The organism is Streptomyces sp. NBC_00464, assembly GCF_036013915.1.
Lineage (GTDB): Bacteria > Actinomycetota > Actinomycetes > Streptomycetales > Streptomycetaceae > Streptomyces.
Genome location: NZ_CP107899.1, coordinates 6,185,845 through 6,209,901, shown reverse-complemented (window position 1 = coordinate 6,209,901; position 24,057 = coordinate 6,185,845). Strand labels below are relative to the sequence as shown.

The window sequence follows — 24,057 nt, the reverse complement described above, 5'->3', positions numbered from 1 at the left end:
GGAGCAGCGCAGCAGCTCGACCAGGTGGTCGTGCAGGAGCGGAACATCCCCTCATCGGTGGGGAGCAGGGCTCGACTCTACGGGCGAGAGAAACCGCGCCTCTTCGGAATCAATCGCAGGCACTCGAAGGAGTGATGCCGCATGAGTAGGCCATATCCGTTCACCGCGATTGTCGGGCAGGACAGTCTCCGGCTCGCTCTGCTACTCAATGCCATCAGCCCTGCCGTGGGCGGAGTGCTCGTGCGTGGCGAAAAGGGAACAGCGAAGTCCACGACCGTCCGTGCGCTTGCAACCCTCTTGCCCGAGGTCGACGTCGTTGTCGGCTGCCGGTTCTCGTGCGCCCCCGATTTGCCTGACCCCACATGCCCTGATGGGCCGCACGAGGCCACATCAAAAGCGTCGCGCCCAGCAAGCATCGTCGAGCTGCCTGTCGGCGCATCCGAAGACCGACTGGTCGGATCGCTCGACATCGAGCGAGCGCTCACCGAAGGCGTCAAAGCCTTCGAGCCGGGGCTTCTGGCTGCCGCGAACCGGGGCATTCTGTATGTCGACGAAGTCAACCTGTTGCATGATCACCTGGTCGACGTCCTGCTCGACGCTTCGGCCATGGGCGCCTCGTACGTGGAGCGCGAAGGCGTCTCCGTACGGCATGCCGCGCGCTTCCTGCTGGTCGGGACCATGAACCCGGAGGAGGGGGAGCTCAGGCCCCAACTCCTCGACCGCTTCGGGCTGACCGTCGAGGTCGCCGCCTCCCGCGAGACCGATCTGCGGGTCGAGGTCGTACGGCGCCGGCTCGCGTACGACGACGATCCCGCGAGCTTCGCCGCCAAGTGGGCCGACGAGGAAGGCGCGTTGCGGGCCAGGATCGTGGCCGCGCGGGCGCTTCTCCCTCAAGTCCGGCTCGGCGACGGTGCATTGCGGCAGATCGCGGCCACCTGTGCCGCCTTCGAGGTCGACGGGATGCGGGCCGACATCGTGATGGCCCGGACCGCCACGGCGCTGGCAGCCTGGGCGGGGCGTACGGACGTACTCGCCGAGGACGTACGGCAGGCCGCCCTGCTCGCACTCCCCCACCGGCGCCGGCGCAATCCGTTCGACGCGCCGGGGCTCGACGAGGACAAGCTCGACGACACGCTGGAGCAGAACAGCTCCGAGGACGACGATCCGGACCCGGACGGCCCGGGTGGCGGTGGCCGGCCGCCGGAGGGCGACGGGCCCGACACGCCGCCGCAGGGCGAGGGCGGGGCCGACGACACGCCCGCGCAGTCCGTCCCCGAGCAGGGCGGCGAGAAGGAACAGGGGCAGGCCGGCGGAAGCGGCGAGCAGCAGCCCGTACGGGCCGGTGAGCCGTTCCGTACGAAGATGCTGAGCGTGCCCGGTCTCGGCGAGGGCGCGGCGGGGCGGCGGTCCCGGGCGCGTACCGAGCACGGGCGGACGACCGGTGCGCGGCGTCCGCAGGGTGCGCTGACCAAGCTCCATCTGGCCGCGACCGTGCAGGCCGCGGCCCCGCATCAGCGGGCGCGGGGCCGGTCGGGCCGGGGTCTGGTGGTGCGGCGGGACGATCTGCGGCAGGCGGTGCGGGAAGGGCGCGAGGGGAACCTCGTGCTGTTCGTCGTGGACGCGTCCGGGTCGATGGCCGCCCGGCAGCGGATGACCGCCGTGAAGGGTGCGGTGCTGTCCCTGCTGATGGATGCCTACCAGCGGCGGGACAAGGTCGGGCTGATCACCTTCCGGGGCAAGGACGCCGAGGTGGTGCTGCCGCCGACGTCGTCCGTGGACGCCGCCGCCGCGCGGCTGGAGATGCTGCCGACCGGGGGTCGCACCCCGGTGGCCGCCGGGCTGTTGAAGGCGCATGACGTGCTGCGGGTGGAGCGGCTGCGCGATCCTTCGCGGCGGCCGTTGCTGGTCGTGGTGACCGACGGGCGGGCGACCGGGGGGCCGGAGCCGGTGGCGTTGGCCTCGCGGGCGGCGCGGCTGCATGAGGCCGAGGGCATCGCCTCCGTCGTCGTGGACTGCGAGTCGGGGCCCGTACGGCTCGGGCTCGCCGTGAGCCTCGCGGGTGAGCTGGGCGGCACCGCCGTCACGCTCGACGAGCTGCGGGCCGACTCGATCGCGGGTCTGGTCAAGGACGTTCAGGGCTACAGCAGGAGGGCCGCGTAATGCCGCAGGGACAGCCGGTCACCGTGCCGGACGACGGGCTCACCACCCGGCAGCGCCGCAACCGTCCGCTGCTGGTGGTGCACACCGGCATCGGCAAGGGCAAGTCGACGGCGGCCTTCGGGCTCGCGCTGCGCGCCTGGAATCAGGGGTGGCCCATCGGGGTCTTCCAGTTCGTGAAGTCGGCGAAGTGGAAGGTCGGCGAGGAGAACGCGCTGAAGGTCCTCGGCGCGAGCGGCGAGGGCGGGTCCGTCGCCTGGCACAAGATGGGCGAGGGCTGGTCCTGGGTCCAGCGCGATCAGCAGCTGGACAACGAGGCGGCGGCCCGCGAGGGCTGGGAGCAGGTCAAGCGTGATCTGGCGGCCGAGACGTACCGGCTGTATGTCCTCGACGAGTTCGCCTATCCGATGCACTGGGGGTGGGTCGACACCGATGAGGTCGTCGAGGTGCTGCGCCGGCGGTCCGGCAACCAGCACGTGGTGATCACCGGGCGCAACGCCCCTGCCGCACTGGTGGAGGCCGCTGATCTGGTGACCGACATGTCGAAGGTCAAGCACCCGATGGACGCCGGGCAGAAGGGCCAGAGGGGCATCGAGTGGTGAACGTTCCGCGCCTGGTCATCGCCGCGCCGTCGTCCGGCAGCGGCAAGACCACCGTCGCGACGGGCCTGATGGCCGCCTTCGCCGGGCGGGGGCTCGCCGTGTCCGGGCACAAGGTGGGGCCCGACTACATCGATCCCGGCTATCACACCCTTGCCACGGGGCGGCCGGGGCGCAATCTCGATGCGTACATGTGCGGGCCGGAGCTGGTCGCTCCGCTGTTCGCGCATGGTGCGCAGGGGTGTGACCTGGCGGTCGTCGAGGGTGTGATGGGGCTGTACGACGGGGCATCCGGGCAGGGTGAGCTCGCTTCGACCGCGCAGGTCGCGAAGCTGCTGCGGGCGCCGGTGGTGCTGGTCGTGGATGCGTCGTCGCAGTCGCGGTCGGTGGCGGCTCTGGTGCACGGTTTCGCCTCGTGGGACACGCAGGTGCGGATCGGGGGCGTGATCCTGAACAAGGTGGGGTCCGACCGGCACGAGGCGTTGCTGCGGGAGGCCCTGGACGAGTCCGGGGTGCCCGTGCTGGGGGTGTTGCGGCGGGCCCCGCAGGTGGCTGTGCCGTCGCGGCATCTGGGGCTGGTGCCGGTGGCCGAGCGGCGGGGCGATGCGGTGGGCGCTGTCGCGGCGATGGCGGATCGGGTGCGGGGTGGATGTGACCTGGACGCCTTGATGGCGTTGGCGCAGTCTGCGCCTCCCGTGCCGGGGGCGGTGTGGAGCGCGGCGGAGGCGGTGGGCGCCTGCGGCGAGCCTGTTCCCCTCCCCGCCCCTTCCCGTAACCGGGGGCTCCGCCCCCGGACCCCCGCTCCTCAAACTCCCCCAGACTTCGTCCGGGGGGACCCCCAGGGGCTGAATTGCGGGGCTCCCGTTGTCTCCGTCGCCTCCGGTCCCGCCTTCACCTTCTCCTACGCCGAGCACAGCGAGCTGCTCGCCGCCGCCGGGGCCACCGTCGTGCCGTTCGATCCGTTGCGGGACGAGGCATTGCCCGAAGGGACGCGAGGGCTCGTCGTCGGGGGCGGGTTTCCCGAGGTGTACGCGCCCGAGCTGTCGGCCAACGAGCCGTTGCGGAAGGCCGTTGCGGAGCTGGCGCTCTCGGGGGCTCCGGTGGCTGCCGAGTGTGCGGGGCTGCTGTATCTGGCGCGGTCGCTGGACGGACTGCCGATGTGCGGGGTGCTGGACGCCGAGGCGCGGATGTCGGAGCGGCTGACGCTCGGGTACCGGGACGCCGTGGCGCTCTCCGACAGCGTGCTGGCGGCTACGGGGACGCGGATGCGCGGGCACGAGTTCCACCGCACCGTGCTGGAGCCCGGGGCCGGGGAGGCGCCGGCCTGGGGCATGCACCAGCCGGAGCGGCGCGTCGAGGGGTTCGTGCAGCAGGGCGTGCACGCGAGTTATCTGCATACGCACTGGGCCTCGGCGCCCGGTACGGCCCGCCGATTCGTGGAGAGGTGCAAGGGATGAACACGCTGGTCGGGGTCGGAGTCGGACCCGGTGATCCGGAGCTGGTGACCGTCAAGGGCGTCAACGCGCTGCGTGATGCCGCCGTCGTCGTGGTGCCCGTGATGGACACCGGTGAGCGGGGACGTGCCGAGGCGACGGTGCTGCACTACGTGGGGGCCGAGAAGGTCGTGCGGGTCGTGTTCGCGCTCAACGAGCGGACGGACCGGGCGCGCCGGGAGGCGGCGTGGGACGCGGCGGGTGCGCGGGTCGCGGAGCTGTTGCGTACGCATGGTTCGGTGGCCTTCGCGACCATCGGCGATCCGAACGTGTACTCCACGTTCACGTATCTCGCGCACACGATCGGTGAGCTGTTGCCGGGCACGTCCGTGGTGACGGTGCCGGGGATCACGGCGATGCAGGATCTGGCCGCGCGCAGTGGCGCGGTGCTGACCGAGGGTACGGAGCCGTTGACGCTGGTGCCGGTGACCGCCGGGGCGGCCGTACTGAAGGAGGCCCTGAAGGGACCCGGGACGGTCGTCGCGTACAAGTTCGGGCGGCTGGCCGAGGAGGTCGCCACGGCGTTGCGCGAGACGGGGCGGACCGAGGACGCGGTGTGGGGTTCGGCGCTCGGGCTGCCGGAGGAGTCGATCCGGCCCGCGTCGGAGCTGGCCGAGGGGCCGTTGCCGTATCTCTCCACGCTGATCGCGCCCGCGCCGCGTGACGGCGGGCGGGGCGGCAAGTTGTGAGGCGGTCACTGCGCAAGGCCCACCACCAGCCAGATGAAGCCCACTCCGGTGACCGTGCACAGCAGGGTGGAGCGGGCGGGGTGGTCGTGGTGCGCCTCGGGCAGGATCTCGGCGGCGGCGAGGTAGAGCAGCGCGCCGCCGAAGAAGCCGAGATAGCAGCCGAGGAGTTCCTCCGGAAGGGTGAACACGAGCGTCGTCGCCGCGCCGATGACGGGCGCCGCCGCGTCCGCGTACAGCATCGTCAGGGCCTTGCGGCGGGCGTTCCCGTACAGGCTGGTGATCGTGTACGTGTTGAAGCCGTCGGCGAAGTCGTGGGTGATGACGGCGAGGGCGACGGCCGCTCCCATGCCGCCGCCCACCTGAAAGGCCGCACCGAGCGCCACGCCGTCCATCAGGCTGTGGAGGACCATGGCGGCCGCCGCTGTCAGTCCGACCTGGGGCACGCGCTCCTCGCTCGCTCCGTGTGCCGCCTGGCGTACGGCGAGCAGTCGCTCGACCAGGTGCGCAAAGAGGAAGCCGCCCACGAACAGCAGCAGGGCCGCCGGTACGCCGAAGATGAGGCCGCCCGCGGCTTCGATGGCCTCCGGCAGCAGGTCGAGGCCGACGACTCCGAGCATCAGTCCGCCGGCGAAACCGAGCACCAGGTGGCGGCGGTCGGTGACGCGCTGGGCAACCCAGCCGCCGACCAGGGTCATCAGGAACGCGCCGAGCGCGACGAACACCGCCATGGGCTCTTGCTAGCCGATTGACCCCGGTGCGCGCATCCGCAGGATGCCCGCAGCCGTGTCCCCTTCTTTTCTTTTTCATGTTTCCGAAAGGACCCGTCCCATGTCCGAAGCAGTCGACGCAGCCGCCGCAGTCGCCGCGCCCACCCGTGGCACCGTGACGTTCGTCGGTGCCGGTCCCGGCGCCGCCGATCTGCTGACCTTCCGGGCTGCGCGGGCCATCGCGGATGCCGACATCGTCATCTGGGCGGCCAGCCTGGTGCAGGCGGAGGTCCTCGATCACGCCCGGGAGGGCGCGGAGATCCTGGACTCGGCGCAGATGTCCCTCGAAGAGGTCGTCGCCGTGTACCGGCGGGCGGCGGACGAGGGGCTGAAGGTGGCGCGTATCCACTCCGGTGATCCGGCGCTGTGGGGCGGCACGCAGGAGCAGGTCGACCGGTGCGGCGAGCTGGGTGTCGCGGTGGAGATCGTGCCCGGGGTGTCGTCGTTCTCGGCGGTCGCGGCCCTCGTGCAGCGCGAGCTGACGATCCCGGAGGTGGCGCAGTCGGTGATCCTGACCCGGCTGGGCGGCGGCAAGACGCCGATGCCTCCCGGTGAGGAGGTGCGGGAGTTCGCCCGGCACGGCACGACGATGGCGCTGTTCCTGTCGGCGGCCCGGTCCGGTCAGCTGACGCAGGAGCTGTTGGAGGGCGGGTACCCGACCTCGACGCCGGTGGTGATCGCGTACCAGGCGACGTGGCCGGAGGAGCTGATCCTGCGCTGCACGATCGAGACGCTGGAGGCGACGGTCAAGGAGCACAAGCTCTGGAAGCACACGCTCTTCCTGGTCGGCCCTGCCCTGTCGGCGTCGGGGACGCGTTCGCATCTGTACCACCCGGGTCACTTCCACGGGTACCGCAAGGCCGACAAGGCGGCGCGGGCCGAGTTGCGCGCCCAGCGGTCCGGCTCGTGATCCGGGTCTTCGGTACGGGGACGGGGGCGCCGCTCGCCCCGGACGCGGTCCGGGAGCTGGCCGGGGCCACGCTGGTGGTCGGCGCCCGGCGTCATCTGGACGGGGCCGTACTGCCGGCGGGCGCCTCGCGGGTGGTGCTGGGGCCGCTGGCTCCGGCTCTCGACCGGATCGGGATCCACCTGGCCGAGGACGGGGCCCGGGTGGTGGTGCTGGCCTCCGGTGATCCGGGGTTCTTCGGGATCGTGCGGGCACTGGCGGAGCGGTTCGGGCCCGCGGCTCTCGATGTCCGGCCGGGTGCGCCGTCGATCGCGGTGGCGTTCGCCCGGCTGGGGATTCCGTGGGACGACGCGGTCGTCGTCAGCGCGCACGGGCGTGATCCGCGGACCGCGGTGAACGTGTGCTTCGCCCACCCCAAGGTCGCGGTGCTGACGGGACCCGGTGCCGGGCCCGCGGAGCTGGCGGCGGGGCTGCTGTACCGGAGCGAGGAGCGGACCCTGGTCGTCGCGACGGCGCTCGGCGACCCGGAGCACGAGCGTATCGAGCGGCTGACGCCTCGGGAGGCGGCGGCCCGTCCGTGGCCGGATCCGGTGAGTGTGGTGCTGTGCCTGGACGAGTCGAGGGCGCTGTCGCCGGTCCGGACGGTGGCCGGCCCGGCCTCGGGTCCGGCCGGATGGGCACTGGACGAGGCGGAGTTCGAGCACCGCGACTCGATGATCACCAAGTTCGAGGTGCGGGCGCTGGCGCTGGCCCGGCTCGGGCCGCGCACGGGTGATCTGGTGTGGGACATCGGTGCCGGTTCGGGATCGGTGGCGGTGGAGTGCGCCCGGCTCGGCGCGGCCGCCGTGGCCGTCGAGAAGACGGCGGACGGGGTCGAGCGGATCCGGGCGAACGCCGCCGCGCACGGGGTGTACGTACGGGCGGTGCACGGGTCCGCCCCGATAGTGCTCTCCGATCTCGCGGACCCCGACGCGGTGTTCATCGGGGGCGGCGGGAGTGAGCTGCCCGCGATCGTGGCGGCGTGCGCCCGGCGGGCGCGGCGTGCCGTGGTGGTCGCGGTGGCGGCCCTGGACCGGGTGCCGCAGGTGCGGTCGGCCCTGGCCGGCGCCGGTTTCGTACCCGAGGGCGTGCTGTTGCAGTCCTCGCGGCTGGCGCCGCTGCCCGGTGACGTGACCCGGCTCGCCGCGGCCAATCCGGTCTTTCTGCTGTGGGGCGTCCGCTCCGCGGCCGGTGCAAGTGAAGGAGCAACCCAGTGATCGGCCTGATCTCCGCGACGGCGGCGGGCGCCGTCGCCCGTGACCGGCTGGCCGCGGCCTGGCCCGGCCGAGCCGTGGTCTACGACGGTCCGGTGCGCGAGGCCGTGCGGCGGGCGTTCGCCGAGTGCGAGCAGTTGGTGTGCTTCCTGGCGACGGGGGCCGTGGTGCGGCTGGTCGCGCCGCTGCTCGCGGACAAGGCGGCCGACCCGGGTGTCGTCTGTGTCGACGAGGCGGGACGCCACGCGGTGGCGCTGCTCGGCGGGCACGGTGGCGGGGCGAACGCCCTTGCGGTGGCAGTCGGTGAGGTGCTGGGCGCGACGCCGGTGGTGACGACGGCGACGGACGCGGTGGGTGTTCCCGGTCTGGACATGCTGGGGCTCCCCGTGGAGGGGGATGTCGCGGGGGTGTCGCGGGCGATGCTCGACGGTGCGCCGGTGGCGTTGCGGGCGGACGCGGTGTGGCCGTTGCCTGCGCTGCCGCCGAACGTGCACCCCGACGCCGCCGGAGCCGCGGTGCTGCACATCACCGACCGGATCGTGCAACTGACGGCGCGGGAGGCCGTGTTGCGGCCCGCCTCGCTCGTCGCCGGGGTCGGCGCGTCCAAGGACGCGCCCGAGGACGAGGTGCTCGGGCTGATCCGGGACGCTCTGGCGGGGGCCGGCCTCTCACCGCTGAGCGTCGCGGAGCTGGTGACCGTGGACGCGAAGGCGCAGGAGCCAGGGATCGTGGCCGCCGCCGCGCGGCTCGGCGTGCCGTTGCGGACGTACCCGGCCGATGAGCTGGCCCGGATCGAGGTCCCGCATCCGTCCGACGCACCGCTCGCCGCCGTCGGCACGCCCTCGGTGGCGGAGGCCGCGGCGCTGGCCGGGGGCGGTGAACTCCTCGTGCCGAAGCGGAAGTCGCAGCCCGAGGGGCGGGCGGCGATGGCCACCTGCGCGGTGGTGCGCCGGGCTCCGCGTGGGCGCCTGGCCGTCGTGGGGCTCGGGCCCGGGGCGCGTGACCTGTTGACGCCGCGCGCCCGTGAGGAGCTGCGGCGGGCTTCGGTGCTGGTCGGGCTCGACCAGTACGTCGACCAGATCAGGGACCTGCTGCGGCCCGGCACCACGATTCTGGAGTCGGGGCTCGGTGCAGAGGAGGAGCGGGCCCGTACGGCGGTCGCCGAGGCGCGCAAGGGGCATGCGGTGGCGCTGATCGGCAGCGGTGACGCGGGCGTGTACGCGATGGCCTCGCCGGCGCTGGCCGAGGCGGGCGCCGACATCGATGTGGTCGGTGTGCCGGGTGTGACGGCCGCGCTGGCGGCGGCCGCGATCCTGGGCGCCCCGCTGGGCCACGACCACGTCTCGATCAGCCTCTCCGACCTGCACACGCCGTGGGAGGTCATCGAGCGCCGGGTGCGGGCCGCTGCCGAGGCCGACATCATCGTGACGTTCTACAACCCGCGCAGCCGGGGCCGCGACTGGCAGCTGCCGAAGGCGCTGTCGATCCTGGCCGAGCACCGGGAGCCGGCCACGCCGGTCGGGGTCGTGCGCAACGCCTCGCGGCCCGACGAGTCCAGCCGGGTGACGTCGCTGGCCGCGCTGGACCCGGCATCGGTCGACATGATGACCGTCGTCACCGTCGGCAACACGGCCACCCGCGAGATCGCGGGCCGCATGGTCACCCCGCGCGGCTACCGCTGGCAGTCGGCCGCGCCCGCGGCGGAGGCGGCCCCGTGAACCGGCCCGCAGCCCCGCACCCCACCCCCCATGAACACCGAGGAGCATCCGTGAACACCCCGAACGACCGTCCCGCACTGCTCATCGCCGGCCACGGCACCCGGGACGAGGGCGGGGCCGCCGCCTTCCGTGACTTCGTGGCCGAACTCGGCGCGCGTAACCCGCAGTTGCCCGTCGCGGGCGGTTTCATCGAACTGTCACCGCCACCGCTGGGCGACGCCGTGACCGAACTCGTCGAGCAGGGCGTCAAGCGTTTCGCCGCCGTCCCGCTGATGCTGGTCTCGGCCGGGCACGCCAAGGGAGACATCCCGGCGGCGCTGACCCGTGAGAAGGAGCGCCACCCGGGCATCTCGTACACCTACGGGCGTCCGCTGGGCCCGCACCCGGCGCTGCTGAAGGTGCTGGAGCGGCGGGTCGACGAGGTGCTGGGCGACACCGACCGGTCCGAGGTGACGATCCTGCTGGTGGGGCGCGGATCCACCGACCCGGACGCCAACGCCGAGGTGTACAAGGCGGCGCGGCTGTTCTGGGAGGGCCGGGGCTACGCGGGTGTGGAGACGGCCTTCGTGTCGCTGGCCGCTCCTGATGTGCCGTCCGGTCTCGACCGTTGCGTGAAGCTGGGTGCGGGGCGCATAGTCGTTCTGCCGTACTTCCTCTTCACGGGCATCCTGCCGGACCGCGTGCGTCACCAGACCGAGGAGTGGGCCGCCGCCCATCCGGAGCTGGACGTCCGGCCGGCCGAGGTGATCGGTGCCGCGGAAGAACTGCTCGATCTGGTCATGGAGCGCTACCGGGAGGCCGTCAAGGGCGATCTGCGGATGAACTGCGACTCCTGCGTGTACCGGATCGCGCTGCCGGGCTTCGAGGACAAGGTGGGACTGCCGCAGCAGCCGCACTTCCACCCTGACGACGACGGCCATCACCACCACCCCCACCATGGCGGTCATGCACACTCCCACTGAACGCCCCGACGCGACAGGCGCGGGCGCGCACGATCTGCGGCACCACGGTGACGCGGAGGTACGGGGACGGGACCGGGATCTGACCGATCTCGCCGTCAACGTACGGGCCGGGACCCCACCGGCCTGGCTGAAGGAGCGGATCGCCGCGTCCCTGGGCGAACTCGCCGCGTATCCGGACGGGCGTCAGGCACGCGCGGCGGTCGCCGCACGGCACGGACTCCCCCCGGAACGGCTTCTGTTGACGGCCGGTGCGGCGGAGGCGTTCGTGCTGATCGCGCGGGCGCTGCCGGCCCGGCGGCCGGTCGTGGTGCATCCGCAGTTCACCGAGCCCGAGGCGGCGCTGCGCGCGGCCGGGCACGAGGTGGGACGGGTGCTGCTGCGGGCCGATGAGGGATTCCGGCTGGATCCGGCGGCCGTGCCGGCGGACGCGGATCTGGTGGTGGTCGGCAATCCGACCAACCCGACGTCCGTGCTGCATCCGGCGGCCGTGCTGGAGCAACTGGCGCGTCCCGGGCGGACGCTGGTGGTCGACGAGGCGTTCATGGACGCGGTGCCTGGCGAACGCGAGGCGCTGTGCGGGCGTACGGACATCCCCGGGCTCGTGGTGCTGCGCAGCCTCACCAAGACGTGGGGGCTGGCCGGGCTGCGCATCGGTTACGTGGCGGCCGCGCCGGAGACCATTCGTACGCTGGAGGAGGCGCAGCCGCTCTGGCCGGTGTCGTCCCCGGCGCTGGCGGCGGCCGAGGCGTGTGTGGAGCCGCGGGCGCTGGCCGAGGCGGCTGCGGCGGCCGACCGGATCGTGGTGGACCGCTGTCATCTGGTGGCGGGTCTGCGGGAGTTCACCGAGATACGGGTGGTGGAGCCGGCGCAGGGACCGTTCGTACTGGTCCGGCTGGAGCGGGCCGCCGAGATACGTGAGCGGCTGCGGATGCTGGGCTTCGCGGCCCGGCGTGGCGATACGTTTCCGGGGCTCGGCGACGAGTGGCTGCGGCTGGCGGTGCGGGACCGTACGACGACCAACCGCTTCCTGCAGGCGTTCGACCAGGCGATCCAGGCGCTGTCCGCGGTCAGCCGGTAACGGGCCCGTCCGGCCGGACCCGCGTCGGGCGGGGAGCGGTGCTCCGTATACGGAACACCGCTCCCCGCCGCCCCCTTCATTCCCCTACGACCCCCCGGTCGTCCCCTCGGGCCCTGACGCGCTCCGCCGGGTGTCAGTCCTGCGCGCGCCGCCGGGCGACGACCATCGCGCCGGCTCCGACTGCGAGCAGAAGGGCTGCGCCACCGGCGACGTACGGAGTGGTGGAGCTGCTGCCCGTCTCGGCGAGGTCGGCGCCGGCCGTCCGGGGCGCGTCACCGGTGCCGGTCTGGGGCTTCACGTCGCCGCCGGTGTCGCCGGCTGTGGAACCTGCCGTGGAGCCTGCCGTGGAGCCCGCGGTGCCGGATCCGCCGTCGGTCGCGCCACCGTCGGTCGAACCGCCGTCGGTCGAACCGCCGTCGCTGGAACCGCCGTCCGTCGAACCGCCGTTGTCACCGCCGCCGTTCTCTCCGCCGCCGTTCTCTCCACCGCCCGTGCCGGCAGCAGCCTTCGGCGTCTCGCAGGTGGCCTCGGCGAGTGTGACCTCACCCTTCACATCGGCGACGTTCAGTTCGAGCGGGTTGACCGAAACCTTCAGCTGGAGCGCCACCGCGGCCGCGGTGCGCGAAGTGGTGCTCGTCTTCGACAGGTCGAGCGTCACCTCGCCGACGCCCTTCACCGCGACCCGCGTGCTGCCTCCGGCGGTGAGGGTGATCCGCTTGCCGAGGACCTTCACATGGCCCAGGACGTTCGACTCGGCCACCGGCTTGTGGCCGACCTCGCAGACGGCCTTGGAGGTGACCTGCTCGGCCTCGATCAGCGGGAGCCCCGGGAGACCGGGCAGGTGCAACCGCGCCTTCACCACATTGCTGTAGCCCTCGGCGCGGTGCTTGCGGACGGTGGCCTTCGCCGTGGCCACATCGGCCCGCAGCACGCTGACCGGCTGCCCGCCCTCCACTCCGTCGAGCTTCACGCTGAGCGCGGTCTTCTCGGCGCTCCGCGGGGCGTGCACCTCGTTGAGTGTGGCCTCCAGCGGCACGTCGACCGTCTTGTTGAGGAGCGAGACGTCGAGTGCGGTCCGGAGCACGACCGCGCTCGCCTTCCCGTCGCCGGTGGTCGTGGTGGTGGTCGCGGTGGTGGCCTGCGCCGGGACGGCGACCAGCAGGGCGACGGGAGCGGCGGCGACCGCCAGGGCGGCGAGGCGGAAGGTGTTGCTGTTCAAGATGGTGGAACCCCCACAAGAGACATGGAGCCACCGGCGCCGTCCAATGAGGGACATCGCGGGCACCGGTGGCCTCGACTCCGTGAATCTTTACGCACAGAGGGTGAACTGACAGACACCTGACGTGAGTTCACCCCAAAGGGGGGTTTCCGCGTCTGTATTCGATTATTCCGGCACGTGCGTTCCTCAAGTTCACCCGTTTCACCCGTTTTACCGAGCGCGGGCGGCTCGGACCACCCTCGGCACCGTAGTGCGCGGAAGTGATTCAACGAGTGGGACCCTTCCCGGTCACTACCGGTCAACACAGCGCATCACGGGCCCGAAACCCCGGCTCAGCCGATCACGCGCCCGTTCAGGACGACCCGGCGCGGAGCCGCCAGCACGCGCACGTCCGCCCGCGGGTCCTCGTCGTACACCACCAGGTCGGCCGGCGCGCCCTCCTCCAGCCCCGGCCTGCCGAGCCACGCCCTGGCTCCCCACGTCGTCGCGGACAGCGCCTCCAGGGCCGGGATGCCCGCCTTGACCAGCTCCGCGACCTCGTCGGCCACCAGGCCGTGGGCGAGCACCCCGCCGGCGTCCGTGCCGACGAACACCGGCACCCCCGCGTCGTAGGCGGCGCGCACGGTGTCGTACCGGCGCTCGTGCAGCCGGCGCATATGGGCGGACCAGCGGGGGTACTTGGCGTCGCCGCCCTGCGCGAGCGAGGGGAAGGTGGCGATGTTGACCAGGGTGGGGACGATCGCCACCCCGCGCTCGGCGAAGAGCGGAATGGTCTCCTCGGTCAGCCCCGTCGCGTGCTCGATGCAGTCGATCCCGGCCTCGACGAGATCGCGCAGCGAGTCCTCGGCAAAGCAGTGGGCGGTGACCCGGGCACCCAGCCGGTGCGCCTCGGCGATCGCCGCCCCGACCTCCGCGCGCGGCCAGCAGGCGGTCAGGTCGCCCACCTCGCGGTCGATCCAGTCACCGACGAGCTTCACCCAGCCGTCCCCGCGGCGCGCTTCCTGTCCGACGTACGCCACCAGCTCGTCCGGCTCGATCTCGTACGCGTAGTTCCTGGTGTACCGCCGGGTCCTGGCGATGTGGCGGCCGGCCCTGATGATCTTCGGCAGGTCCTCGCGGTCGTCGATCCAGCGGGTGTCGGCCGGCGAGCCCGCGTCCCTCAGGAGCAGCGCGCCGGCCTCCCGGTCGTCGATGGCCTGCTTCTCGGTGGTGGCGGCGTCGACGGCTCCGTGATGGTCGAGCCCGACGTGGCAGTGGGCGTCGACCAGCCCCGGCAGGGCCCAGCCGGTGACGACGACCGCGTCGTCCGCGCCGGCGGGCCGCTCGTACGTGACCCGTCCGTCGACCGCCCAGAGCTCGTCCCTGACGTCGTCGGGGCCGACGAGCACCCGCCCCTTCACCTGCAGCACCCGCGGCGCCTCGTGATCGCTCATGAACAGCACTGTACGAGGCACCGCACGGGGCACCGGACCCGGCGCCGCGCCCCGTCCGACCCGATCCGGCGGACGGGTCCGGGCCGTCCGTGGAGGGCTCGGTACCCTCGGTGCAGGCCTGGCTCGCAGGCCGGGCCGCACACCGATCCGATCCCGAAGAGAGCACCACCGTGACGCACCCCTTCCTCGACCTGACCCCGCTCACCGCCGCGCATTTCGCGGCGATCGAGCGGCGGGTGGCCGGTCTCCTCGCCACCGAGCAGGACGTCGTCATCATGCAGGGCGAGGCGCTCCTCCCCCTCGAAGGCTGCATCAGGGGCGGCGCCCGGCCCGGTTCGACGGCGCTGAACATCGTCACGGGGCCGTACGGGCAGACGTTCGGCAACTGGCTGCGCGACTGCGGAGCCGAGGTCATCGATCTCGCGGTGCCGTTCCACACGGCCGTGACCGCCGCCCAGGTCGCCGAGGCACTGGCCGCGCACCCGGAGATCGACTTCGTGTCCCTGGTGCACGCGGAGGCCGCCACCGGCAACACCAACCCGGTCGCGGAGATCGGTGAGGTCGTCCGGGCGCACGGGGCGCTGTTCATGCTGGATGCCGTCGCGTCGGTGGGTGCCGAGCCGCTGCTGCCGGACGCGTGGGGTGTGGACCTGTGCGTGATCGGCGCGCAGAAGGCGATGGGCGGCCCGGCCGGGGTCTCGGCGGTGTCGGTGAGTGCACGCGCCTGGGAGCGGATCGCCGCCAACCCGCAGGCCCCGCGCCGTTCCTACCTCTCCCTGCTGGACTGGAAGGAGCGCTGGATCGACGGCGGCCGCAAGGCCCTCCTGCACGCCCCGGCCCAGCTGGAGATGCTGGCACTGGAGGCCTGCGTGGAGCGGATCGAGGCGGAGGGTCTGGACGCGCTGATGGCCCGTCACGCGGCTGCGGCCACTGCCACCCGGGCCGGCGCGGTGGCACTCGGCGGCGGCCTGACGCCGTATGTGCACGAGGCGGGGGACGCGGCTCCGGTGGCGACCACGCTGCGCACGCCCGAGGGCGTGGACGCCGCGGAGCTCGTCGCGCAGGCGCTCGCGGCCGACCCGTCGCTGCCGCTCATCGCGGGGGGCGGGGCGCTGTCCAAGGAGATGATCCGGGTCAATCACTACGGGGTGGATGCGACGCGGGGCGCGGTGCTCTCCTCGCTCGCGGCTCTGGGGGCGGCGCTGGCCGATACGGGCCGGCAGGTCGATCTGGAAGCTGCCCGGAAGGCCGTTTCGGAAACCTGGACCGGCGCATAAATTCCGACGTAATCCATAAATGCGGGGAGCTGCCTTATTCAGAGCAGCTCCCCGCATTCTTCTGCCCGCTTTCCCACAGGCTAAACACCCCGGTTTCCCGGACGGCCGATCTCCACAATTCGGTTGCGTCGCACGAGAGTTACGACCTTGTGACCGACTCCACACCGGGGGTGTTATGCCGGATATATCCGTGCCAAATCGTAAGAAAACGGAGCCGATTCGCGCAGGGGCGCACACTCGCGTGATAACACAAGAAGCCGCGCCACCCAACCCCTTGCGTCGATGCAATTTCGAAATTTGCTGGGTAAATTCAATTCGCATGACCGCCGCACCAGCAGAGTTTGCACGTGCCCGAAGCGAATTCATCACCATCGACACCCCACGAGTGGAGGACGGAGCCGCGATCTGGCGCATTGCCCGCGACTCCGAGGTCCTGGACCTCAACTCCTCGTACAGCTACCTGCTGTGGTGCCGGGACTTCGCGGCGACCTCCGTGGTCGCCCGCGACGAGACCGGCGCCCCGGTCGCCTTCGTGACGGGGTACATCAGGCCGGACCGCCCGGAGACGCTCGTCGTCTGGCAGGTGGCCGTCGACCACGGCCACCGGGGCACCGGCCTGGCAGCGAAGCTGCTGGACGCCCTGACCGCCCGCGTGGCCGCTGAGCAGGGCCTCGCCTCGGTCGAGACGACCATCACCCCGGACAACAAGGCATCGGACCGCCTGTTCACCTCCTACGCACGGCGCCATGACGTGGCACTGGAACGCGAGGTGCTCTTCGACGGCGGCCTGTTCCCCGAGGGCACCCATCTGCCGGAAGTGCTCTACAGCATCGGCCCGTTCCACGCCTGAGCGAGCACGCCTTCCGGCGGGTGCCGCCCGTCGCAGTCACCTTCACCGCCGCCCGTCACAACCCCCCTCACGCAGGAGACCCGCTGTGACCATCACCCCGCCCGCCCTCAGTGTCTTCGAGACCCTCGAGTCCGAGGTACGCAGCTACTGCCGCGGCTGGCCCGCCGTCTTCGACCGCGCGCAGGGCGCCCGGCTGACCGACGAGGACGGCCACTCGTACCTCGACTTCTTCGCCGGCGCCGGTTCGCTGAACTACGGCCACAACAACCCGGTGCTGAAACGCGCGCTGATCGACTACATCGAGCGCGACGGCATCACCCACGGCCTCGACATGGCGACCACCGCCAAACGCGCCTTCCTGGAGACCTTCCAGAACGTCATCCTGCGGCCCCGCGACCTGCCGTACAAGGTGATGTTCCCCGGTCCGACGGGCACCAACGCCGTCGAGTCGGCGCTGAAGCTGGCCCGCAAGGTCAAGGGCCGCGAGTCGGTCGTCTCGTTCACCAACGCCTTCCACGGCATGTCGCTCGGCTCTCTCGCCGTCACCGGCAACGCCTTCAAGCGGGCCGGGGCCGGCATCCCGCTGGTGCACGGCACGCCGATGCCGTTCGACAACTACTTCGACGGCCAGGTCCCCGACTTCCTCTGGTTCGAGCGGCTCCTGGAGGACCAGGGCTCCGGGCTCAACAAGCCCGCCGCCGTGATCGTGGAGACCGTCCAGGGCGAGGGCGGCATCAACGTCGCCCGCGCCGAGTGGCTGCGCGCGCTCCAGGAGTTGTGCCACCGCCAGGACATGCTGCTGATCGTCGACGACATCCAGATGGGCTGCGGCCGTACCGGCGGCTTCTTCTCCTTCGAGGAGGCCGGCATCACGCCGGACATCGTGACGCTGTCGAAGTCCATCAGCGGCTACGGAATGCCCATGTCGCTCTGCCTGTTCAAGCCCGAGCTGGACATCTGGGAGCCGGGCGAGCACAACGGCACGTTCCGCGGCAACAACCCGGCGTTCGTCACCGCCGCCGCCGCCCTCGACGCCTACTGGGCCGACGGCCAGATGGAGAAGCAGACGCTGGCCCGCGGCGAGCAGGTCGAGTCGGCGCTGCTGGCGATCTGCGGCGAGCACGACAGTGCCCAGTTCCGCGGCCGCGGACTGGTGTGGGGCCTGGAGTTCAACGACCCGGCGCGTGCGTCGGCCGTGTGCGCCCGCGCGTTCGAGCTGGGGCTGCTGCTGGAGACCTCCGGCCCGCAGAGCGAGGTCGTGAAACTGCTGCCGCCGCTGACCATCACCCCCGAGGAGCTGGACGAGGGCCTGCGCACGCTGGCCCGCTGCGTCCGAGAGACCGCCTGAGAGGCGGTCGGTCACCCGACCGCCTCTGACCCGGGGCCGCCCCGGGCGGGCCCGATGAGAGACACCGTAGAGAGAAAGGCACTGACCCACCGTGATCGTCCGATCGTTCAGTGACATCGAGAACACCGACCGGCATGTGAAGGCCGCCTCCGGAACCTGGGAGAGCAAGCGCATCCTGCTCGCCAAGGAGAAGGTGGGCTTCTCGCTCCACGAGACCACGATGTACGCCGGTACCGAGACGTCGATGTGGTACGCCAACCACATCGAGGCGGTCCTGTGCGTCGAGGGCGAGGCCGAGCTCACCAATGACGAGACCGGCGAGAAGCACTGGATCACTCCCGGCACGATGTACCTGCTCAACGGCCATGAGCACCACACCATGCGGCCCAAGACGGACTTCCGCTGTGTCTGTGTCTTCAACCCGCCCGTCACCGGACGGGAGGAGCACGACGAGAACGGTGTCTACCCGCTGCTGACCGAGGAGGGCTGAACCACCATGACCACTGATGTACGCGCCGACCTGTACCCGTCGCGCGGCGCCGCCGAGATGACCACTCCCCGCCAGGACCCGGTCATCTGGTCCGCGCCGGGCGCACCGGGTCCGGTCGCCGCCAAGGAGCTCCAGGGCTTCGAACGCGACGGATTCCTCACCGTCGGCCAGCTGATCACCCCGGACGAGGTGGCCGGCTACCACGCCGAGCTGGAGCGGCTGATCGCCGATCCCGCGGTACGGGCCGACGAGCGCTCGATCATCGAACCGAAGTCGGACTCAGTACGGTCGGTCTTCGAGGTCCACCGGCTCAGCGAGGTCTTCGCCCGGCTCGTCAGCGACGAGCGCGTGGTGGGCCGGGCCCGTCAGATCCTCGGCTCGGATGTGTACGTCCACCAGTCGCGGATCAACGTCAAGCCCGGCTTCGGCGCCTCGGGCTTCTACTGGCACTCGGACTTCGAGACCTGGCACGCCGAGGACGGTCTGCCGAACATGCGGGCCGTGTCCGTGTCGATCGCGCTGACCGAGAACTACGACACCAACGGCGGGCTGATGATCATGCCCGGTTCACACAAGTCGTTCCTGGGCTGTGCGGGCGAGACGCCGAAGGACAACTACAAGAAGTCGCTGCAGATGCAGGACGCGGGCACCCCGTCCGACGAGGCGCTGACGAAGATGGCCGACCGGCACGGCATCAGGCTCTTCACGGGCAAGGCCGGTTCGGCGACCTGGTTCGACTGCAACGCGATGCACGGGTCGGGCGACAACATCACCCCGTACGCGCGCAGCAACGTCTTCATCGTGTTCAACAGCGTGGAGAACACCGCCCAGGAGCCGTTCGCGGCGCCGATCCGCCGCCCGGAGTTCATCGGGGCGCGGGACTTCACGCCGGTGAAGTAGGGGCGTACGACGGTCGTGGGGGGGGTGGGACGGGATGCCGTCCCACCCCCGCCACCGTCGTAACCCGCTGGACCCGGTGACAGCCGCAGGTGAAAGTGGGGCCCATGACTTCACACGTACACCACGTCACCGTCGACTGCGCCGACGCCTACAAGCTCGGCACGTTCTGGGCCGAGGTACTGGGCGCCTCCCTCGCCGACGACGATTTCCCCGGTGATCCCGAGGCGCTTGTCGAAACCCCCGGTGCCGCCCTGCTGTTCATCACCGTGCCCGAACCGAAGAGCGTCAAGAACCGCATCCACCTCGACATCCAGCCGGAGGACCGCACCCGGGACGAGGAGGTCGAGCGGCTGCTCGACCTCGGTGCCACGCTCGTCGCCGACCACCGCAGGCCGAACGGGCGGGGCTGGGCGACGCTGGCCGATCCGGAGGGCAACGAGTTCTGTGTGGAGTGCAGTGCGCGTGAGCGGGCGCGGCTGACCGGGAAGCGGCTGCCGGTCACCGCGGACGACGTGACATCGGCGGTGAGCCTGGCGGTGGACACGCTCGCGGGCTCGCCGGCCGAGGACTGGCGCATTCCCGCGGGCACGCTCACCTGGGACTGCTGGGAGACCGTGGAGCACCTGAGCGACGACCTCTTCGCGTACGCCGTCCAGCTCGGCCCGCGCAGGCCCTCGTTGGAGACCGAGGTTCCCTATCGCTGGGCTCCGGAGCGTGAGGGCGGCCCCTGGAACGCGATCTTCGCGGACCCGGAGGCGGGAACGGCCGGGCTGCTCCAGACCCTGGAGGCGAGCGGCGCCCTGCTGTCCGCGATGGTCCGGACGGCCTCCCCCGATGTCCGCTCCTACCACTCCTACGGTGTCTCGGACCCGGAGGGGTTCGCCGCGATGGGCATCGTGGAGACCCTCGCGCACACCCACGACATCGCCCAGGGCCTCGGCGTCACCTGGACGCCGCCCGCCGACCTGTGCGACCGGGTCCTGGCCCGGCTCTTCCCCGACGCCCCGGCCGACGAGGACCGGTGGACCGTACTGCTCTGGTCCACCGGCCGCGCCGATCTGCCGGGCCGCGAGCGCGTGACGTCGTGGAAGTGGCACGGGGCCCCGCTGGAGGAGACCCCGCAGCCGTAACCGGACTACCGGTGGGAGAACCAGCTCGCCGCCGGCAACAGCTCGGTGTCGTAGCCGAACAGCGCCTGGTTCTCCCAGGCGTTGCCGGACGCCGGGTCGGCCGGGTCCCAGCCGCTGCCGCTGACGGCGGTCCAGGCCGGCTCCCAGTACACGGCGCCCAGTCCCCGGCCGCCTGGGACGGCCTCGACGACGTTCATCACGTCGCGGAGGTTGGCCGCCTGGCCGGCCGGGGTCGCGGGGTAGCCGCTGACGAGCTGGTCCGCGGTGGCGATGTTGTTCTCCAGGCCGTCGGCGTCCGCGAGGGTGTGCGCGTAGGCCGTCTCTGCGATCATCACCGGCTTTCCGTACCGGGAGGCGGCGTCGTCGAGGTTGGTCTGGAGGTCGTCGAGCGGTCCGTGCCAGTACCCGTAGTACGAGAGGGCGATGACGTCGAAGGGCACGCCGTACGCGACGGCGTTGTCGAACCACCAGCGGGTGCCCGCGTTGTCGCCGCCCTTCGCGAGGTGCAGGGCCACCTTCGTACCGGAGGAGACGGCCTTCGCGGCGTTCGCACCGGAGGTGAGCAGTCCGGCGAGCTGGGACCAGTTGTCGGTGGATCCCTCGGGCCAGAGCATTCCGGCGTTGGTCTCGTTGCCTATCTGGACCATGTCGGCCGTGGTGCCCTGCGCCTTGAGGGCGCCCAGTACGTCGTACGTGTGGTGGTAGACGTCCGTCCGCAGCTGCTCGTAGCCGTGTCCTGACCAGGCGGCGGGCTTGTTCTGCTTGCCGGGGTCGGCCCAGCTGTCGGAGTAGTGGAAGTCGACGAGCACCTTCATGCCGAGGGCCTTGGCGCGCTTGGCCATGGCCAGGACATGGGCCTTGTCGTTGTACCCGTCGGCCGGGTTCACCCACACCTTGAGGCGGACGTAGTTCATGCCGGATGACTTCAGGAGCCCCATCGCGTCCCCGGTGGTGCCGCCGGCACTGCGGTAGACGGCGCCGTGCGCCTCGTTCTTCGGAAGGGTGGAGAGGTCGCCGCCCTTCACGGTGAGTCCGGTGGCGCCCGGGGCGAAGGCGATGTCGTCGAAGTTGGCCCACTCCCCCGCGTGGGCGTCCGAGTTCAGGCTGATGGTGCAGGAGCCGCCGGTGACCTTCACCGAGGTGACGAGCCGGATCCAGCCGCCGTTCGCGGTGGGCGGCAGGTCGGTGCGCTGTTCGGCGCTGCCGCAGTTGCGCAGGGCGATGTAGGCGGAGTTCTGGCCGCCGCCGGAGCGGACCCAGGCGCTGAGGGTGTACGTGCCGTCGGTGAGGCCGGTGAGGTGCTGGTACGTCTCCACCTTGTAGGCGGAGGCGGACCAGTGGCTGAGCCGGGTGCTGCCGCTGTGACCGCCCGCCTCGGTGAAGGAGGCGGCGTTCTGCCCGGCGGCCGAGTAGGTCGACCAGCCGGTGCTGCCCGATTCGAAACCGGTGTTGGCGGGGGCGGTGGCGGCCGTGGCCGCGTGGGCGGGGAGTGCGGCCAGCAGCAGGCCGGACAGCGAGGCCGCCAGCACCGCCGCTCTCTTCTTGCCGTGCGTCGTTCCGTACATCGTCGATGTCCCTTCGACCGTGCGCGGGAATTGCGTGGAGGAGGAGCGGTCGTGCGCCCTCAGCCGTCGAGGCGGACCACACGGACGGCACCTGCCGGGACGGCGAGGTGGCCCGTGGCCGGTTCTCCGGTGAGGAGTTCGGTGCCGGGGGCGTCGAGCGGCACCTTGGTGTCGCCCCCGGTGTGGTTGATGACGAAGAGGTACGTGCCGGCGTCGCCGGTGCGGGTGACGACCTCGACGTCGTACGGGAGGCCGGTGCGGGGCGCGATACGGGCGTCCTCGCAGGCCCGGTCCAGCACGGCGTCCAGGCCGGCGCCGGTCAGCCGGGTGGAGACGTACCAGGCGGTGCCCTCGCCGAGGCGGTGCCGGGTGACGGCGGGCCGTCCTGCCGGGATGCCGTCGGCGTAGGACCACATGGTCTCGGCGCCGCGCGGGATCACCACGTCGGACCAGAGGTCACCGGTCAGCTCGGGCCCTTCGGGTGCGCCCTCGGGGGTGATCAGCCGGACCGTGCCCCCCTCGGCGAGCGGGGAGAACTCCTCGACCGTCAGCCCCAGTACGTCCCTGAGCGCGCCCGGGTACGGCCCGGGGTGCACGGCGTCGTCGGCGTCGACGATGCCGGAGAAGTACGAGACGACGAGGGTGCCGCCGCCCTCCACGTAACGCCGCAGGTTGCGGCCGGACTCCTCGGTGGCGAGGTAGAGGGCCGGGACGACGACCAGGGGGTAGCCGGACAGGTCGGCGTCGGGGTGGGCGAAGTCGACGGTGAGGTGGCGGTCGAAGAGCGAGGCGTAGAAGGCGTCGGCGCGCTCGCGGGCGTCGTGGTCCTGGCTCGGGCGCCACTCCAGGGACTGGGCCCACCAGGACTGCCAGTCCCAGACCATGGCTGCATCGGGGACGGTCCGGGTGGTGCGGATCTCGTTCAGCAGGCCGAGGTCGGCGCCGAGCCTGGAGACCTCGCGCCAGATCCGGGAGTCCGTTCCGGCGTGCGGGAGCATCGCCGAGTGGAACTTCTCCGCGCCGCGCAGGGACTGCCGCCACTGGAAGAACATCGCCCCCTCGGAGCCGCGGGCGACATGGGCGAGGCTGTTGCGGGCCATCTCGCCGGGTCGCTTGGCGGGGTTGCGGGGCTGCCAGTTGACGCCGCCCGCGGAGTGCTCCAGGAGCAGCCAGGGTGCGCCGCCCGCGACCGAGCGGGTCAGGTCGGCGGCCATGGCGAGGTTGACGTGGGTGCGGCGGCCGTCGGTGATCAGGTAGTGGTCGTTGGTGACGAGGTCGACCTCGCGCCCCCAGGCCCAGTAGTCCACCGAGTCGCACTGGCTGAGCGCGGTCATGAAGTTGGTGGTGACGGGGATGCCGGGTGCGAGCCGGTGCAGGATGTCGCGTTCCGCGCAGAAGTTCTCGCGCATGGTGGCGTCGGCGAAGCGGGCGTAGTCGAGCTGCTGGGCCGGGTTGCCGACGGTGGGGGTGGTGCGGGGCGGGTCGATCTCGTCGAGGCTGCGGTAGCGCTGACCCCAGAAGGCGGTGCCCCAGGCCTTGTTGACCTCCTCGACGCTTCCGTGGCGGCCGGTGAGCCAGCGGCGGAAGTGGGCGGCGCAGCTGTCGCAGTAGCAGGCGCTGACCGGGACGCCGTACTCGTTGTGGACGTGCCACAGGGCGAGGGCGGGGTGGTTGGCGTACCGGCGGGCGAGCTGTTCGGTGATGTTCGCCGCGGCGGCGCGGTAGTGGGCGTTGCTGTGGCAGATCGCGCCGCGTGAGCCGAAGGCGTAGCGGACGCCGTCCCTGCTGAGCGGCAGGGCCTCGGGGTGCTTGCGGTAGAACCAGGCGGGCGGGGCGACGGTGGGGGTGCCGAGGTCGGCGCGGATGCCGTTGACGTGCAGCAGGTCCAGGAGCCGGTCGAGCCAGCCGAAGTCGTACGTACCGGGCTCGGGCTCCAGCAGTGCCCAGGAGAAGATCCCGACGCTGACCATGGTGACACCGGCCTCCCGCATGAGGCGCACATCCTCGTGCCAGACCTCCTCGGGCCACTGCTCGGGGTTGTAGTCGCCGCCGAAGGCCAGCTGGTGCAGACCCTTCGGGGAAGTGGCGCGAGGGGTGTGCGGCATGGGCGTCTCCTGAGCTCTTTGGTACAACTTCTGGGAACGTGCACACACACTCTCGGTGGCGCAGACCCAACATAACCGCACAGCAACAACCATTGACAAGTGTCGGTTTCGTTTCTC

General features: G+C 71.6%; 19 protein-coding genes and 1 pseudogene. 15 read left to right on the top strand and 5 right to left on the bottom strand.

The genetic code is table 11. The annotated features are described in order from the left end of the window. Nucleotides 1-141: 141 nt before the first annotated feature. From OG912_RS27930 to cobI, 4 genes are read left to right on the top strand one after another with little or no spacing between them, the layout of a single operon-like run. Nucleotides 142-2,160 carry a putative cobaltochelatase gene (locus OG912_RS27930; RefSeq protein ID WP_327711756.1) on the top strand — a complete coding sequence of 673 codons (2,019 nt, stop codon included), beginning with the start codon at nt 142-144 and terminating at the stop codon, nt 2,158-2,160. Continuing rightward, nucleotides 2,160-2,759 carry a cob(I)yrinic acid a,c-diamide adenosyltransferase gene (cobO, locus tag OG912_RS27925; RefSeq protein ID WP_327711755.1) on the top strand — a complete coding sequence of 200 codons (600 nt, stop codon included), beginning with the start codon at nt 2,160-2,162 and terminating at the stop codon, nt 2,757-2,759. The genes OG912_RS27930 and cobO overlap by 1 nt, the downstream gene beginning before the upstream one ends. Next, nucleotides 2,753-4,213 (top strand): cobyrinate a,c-diamide synthase, encoded by a 1,461-nt coding sequence (locus tag OG912_RS27920; protein ID WP_327711754.1) that lies wholly within the window; start codon nt 2,753-2,755, stop codon nt 4,211-4,213. The genes cobO and OG912_RS27920 overlap by 7 nt, the downstream gene beginning before the upstream one ends. Then, entirely contained in the window at nt 4,210-4,938 is a 729-nt protein-coding gene (gene cobI, locus OG912_RS27915) for a precorrin-2 C(20)-methyltransferase (protein WP_327711753.1), read from the top strand. The genes OG912_RS27920 and cobI overlap by 4 nt, the downstream gene beginning before the upstream one ends. Nucleotides 4,939-4,943: 5 nt before the next feature. Here the strand turns inward: cobI and OG912_RS27910 are convergent, their stop codons facing one another. Further along, the gene (locus OG912_RS27910; RefSeq protein ID WP_327711752.1) at nt 4,944-5,666 is read right to left on the bottom strand and encodes a ZIP family metal transporter; all 723 of its coding nucleotides are present in this window, start codon (nt 5,664-5,666) and stop codon (nt 4,944-4,946) included. 100 nt (nt 5,667-5,766) lie between these two features. Here OG912_RS27910 and cobM point away from each other — a divergent pair, with 100 nt between their 5' ends. The 5 genes and pseudogenes from cobM to cobC all read left to right on the top strand — a co-directional run. After that, nucleotides 5,767-6,615: a precorrin-4 C(11)-methyltransferase gene (cobM, locus tag OG912_RS27905; RefSeq protein ID WP_326735473.1), complete on the top strand. Its 849-nt coding sequence runs from the start codon at nt 5,767-5,769 to the stop codon at nt 6,613-6,615. Then, nucleotides 6,612-7,868 (top strand): precorrin-6y C5,15-methyltransferase (decarboxylating) subunit CbiE, encoded by a 1,257-nt coding sequence (gene cbiE, locus OG912_RS27900; RefSeq protein ID WP_327711751.1) that lies wholly within the window; start codon nt 6,612-6,614, stop codon nt 7,866-7,868. Before cobM ends, cbiE begins: the two co-directional genes overlap by 4 nt. Beyond that, nucleotides 7,865-9,583, top strand: coding sequence for a precorrin-3B C(17)-methyltransferase (gene cobJ / locus OG912_RS27895; protein ID WP_327711750.1), 1,719 nt, complete (start codon nt 7,865-7,867; stop codon nt 9,581-9,583). Before cbiE ends, cobJ begins: the two co-directional genes overlap by 4 nt. Nucleotides 9,584-9,633: 50 nt before the next feature. Next, nucleotides 9,634-10,545, top strand: coding sequence for a sirohydrochlorin chelatase (locus OG912_RS27890; RefSeq protein ID WP_327711749.1), 912 nt, complete (start codon nt 9,634-9,636; stop codon nt 10,543-10,545). Next, a pseudogene (gene cobC, locus OG912_RS27885) lies at nt 10,514-11,623 on the top strand (Rv2231c family pyridoxal phosphate-dependent protein CobC); the annotation flags it as partial. The gene OG912_RS27890 and the pseudogene cobC, both read left to right, overlap by 32 nt. A gap of 133 nt (nt 11,624-11,756) precedes the next feature. Here cobC and OG912_RS27880 read toward each other — a convergent pair. Then, nucleotides 11,757-12,842 (bottom strand): SCO1860 family LAETG-anchored protein, encoded by a 1,086-nt coding sequence (locus tag OG912_RS27880; RefSeq protein WP_327711747.1) that lies wholly within the window; start codon nt 12,840-12,842, stop codon nt 11,757-11,759. A 332-nt stretch (nt 12,843-13,174) separates the two neighbouring features. Continuing rightward, nucleotides 13,175-14,275, bottom strand: coding sequence for an amidohydrolase family protein (locus tag OG912_RS27875; protein WP_327711746.1), 1,101 nt, complete (start codon nt 14,273-14,275; stop codon nt 13,175-13,177). A 170-nt stretch (nt 14,276-14,445) separates the two neighbouring features. On the opposite strand from OG912_RS27875, the gene OG912_RS27870 reads away from it, so the two are divergent. The 6 genes from OG912_RS27870 (at nt 14,446) to OG912_RS27845 (ending at nt 20,270) form a co-directional block, all read left to right on the top strand. Beyond that, nucleotides 14,446-15,552: a pyridoxal-phosphate-dependent aminotransferase family protein gene (locus OG912_RS27870; RefSeq protein ID WP_327711745.1), complete on the top strand. Its 1,107-nt coding sequence runs from the start codon at nt 14,446-14,448 to the stop codon at nt 15,550-15,552. A 385-nt stretch (nt 15,553-15,937) separates the two neighbouring features. Beyond that, the gene (gene ectA, locus OG912_RS27865; protein WP_443061109.1) at nt 15,938-16,402 is read left to right on the top strand and encodes a diaminobutyrate acetyltransferase; all 465 of its coding nucleotides are present in this window, start codon (nt 15,938-15,940) and stop codon (nt 16,400-16,402) included. A gap of 85 nt (nt 16,403-16,487) precedes the next feature. After that, complete coding sequence (ectB, locus tag OG912_RS27860; protein WP_327711743.1) at nt 16,488-17,750, top strand: diaminobutyrate--2-oxoglutarate transaminase; 1,263 nt, start codon at nt 16,488-16,490, stop codon at nt 17,748-17,750. Between the two features lie 91 nt (nt 17,751-17,841). Then, a complete protein-coding gene (locus OG912_RS27855) occupies nt 17,842-18,240 on the top strand; it encodes an ectoine synthase (RefSeq protein ID WP_148015956.1) in 399 nt (132 codons plus the stop codon). A gap of 6 nt (nt 18,241-18,246) precedes the next feature. Then, nucleotides 18,247-19,140 carry an ectoine hydroxylase gene (gene thpD, locus OG912_RS27850; RefSeq protein WP_326735482.1) on the top strand — a complete coding sequence of 298 codons (894 nt, stop codon included), beginning with the start codon at nt 18,247-18,249 and terminating at the stop codon, nt 19,138-19,140. Between the two features lie 104 nt (nt 19,141-19,244). Then, nucleotides 19,245-20,270: a VOC family protein gene (locus tag OG912_RS27845; protein WP_326735483.1), complete on the top strand. Its 1,026-nt coding sequence runs from the start codon at nt 19,245-19,247 to the stop codon at nt 20,268-20,270. A gap of 5 nt (nt 20,271-20,275) precedes the next feature. On the opposite strand, the gene OG912_RS27840 is transcribed toward OG912_RS27845, so the two are convergent. Then, the gene (locus OG912_RS27840; protein ID WP_327711742.1) at nt 20,276-21,835 is read right to left on the bottom strand and encodes a glycoside hydrolase family 53 protein; all 1,560 of its coding nucleotides are present in this window, start codon (nt 21,833-21,835) and stop codon (nt 20,276-20,278) included. Nucleotides 21,836-21,894: 59 nt separating this feature from the next. Next, nucleotides 21,895-23,940 carry a beta-galactosidase gene (locus OG912_RS27835; RefSeq protein ID WP_327711741.1) on the bottom strand — a complete coding sequence of 682 codons (2,046 nt, stop codon included), beginning with the start codon at nt 23,938-23,940 and terminating at the stop codon, nt 21,895-21,897. Between the last annotated feature and the right edge of the window lie 117 nt (nt 23,941-24,057).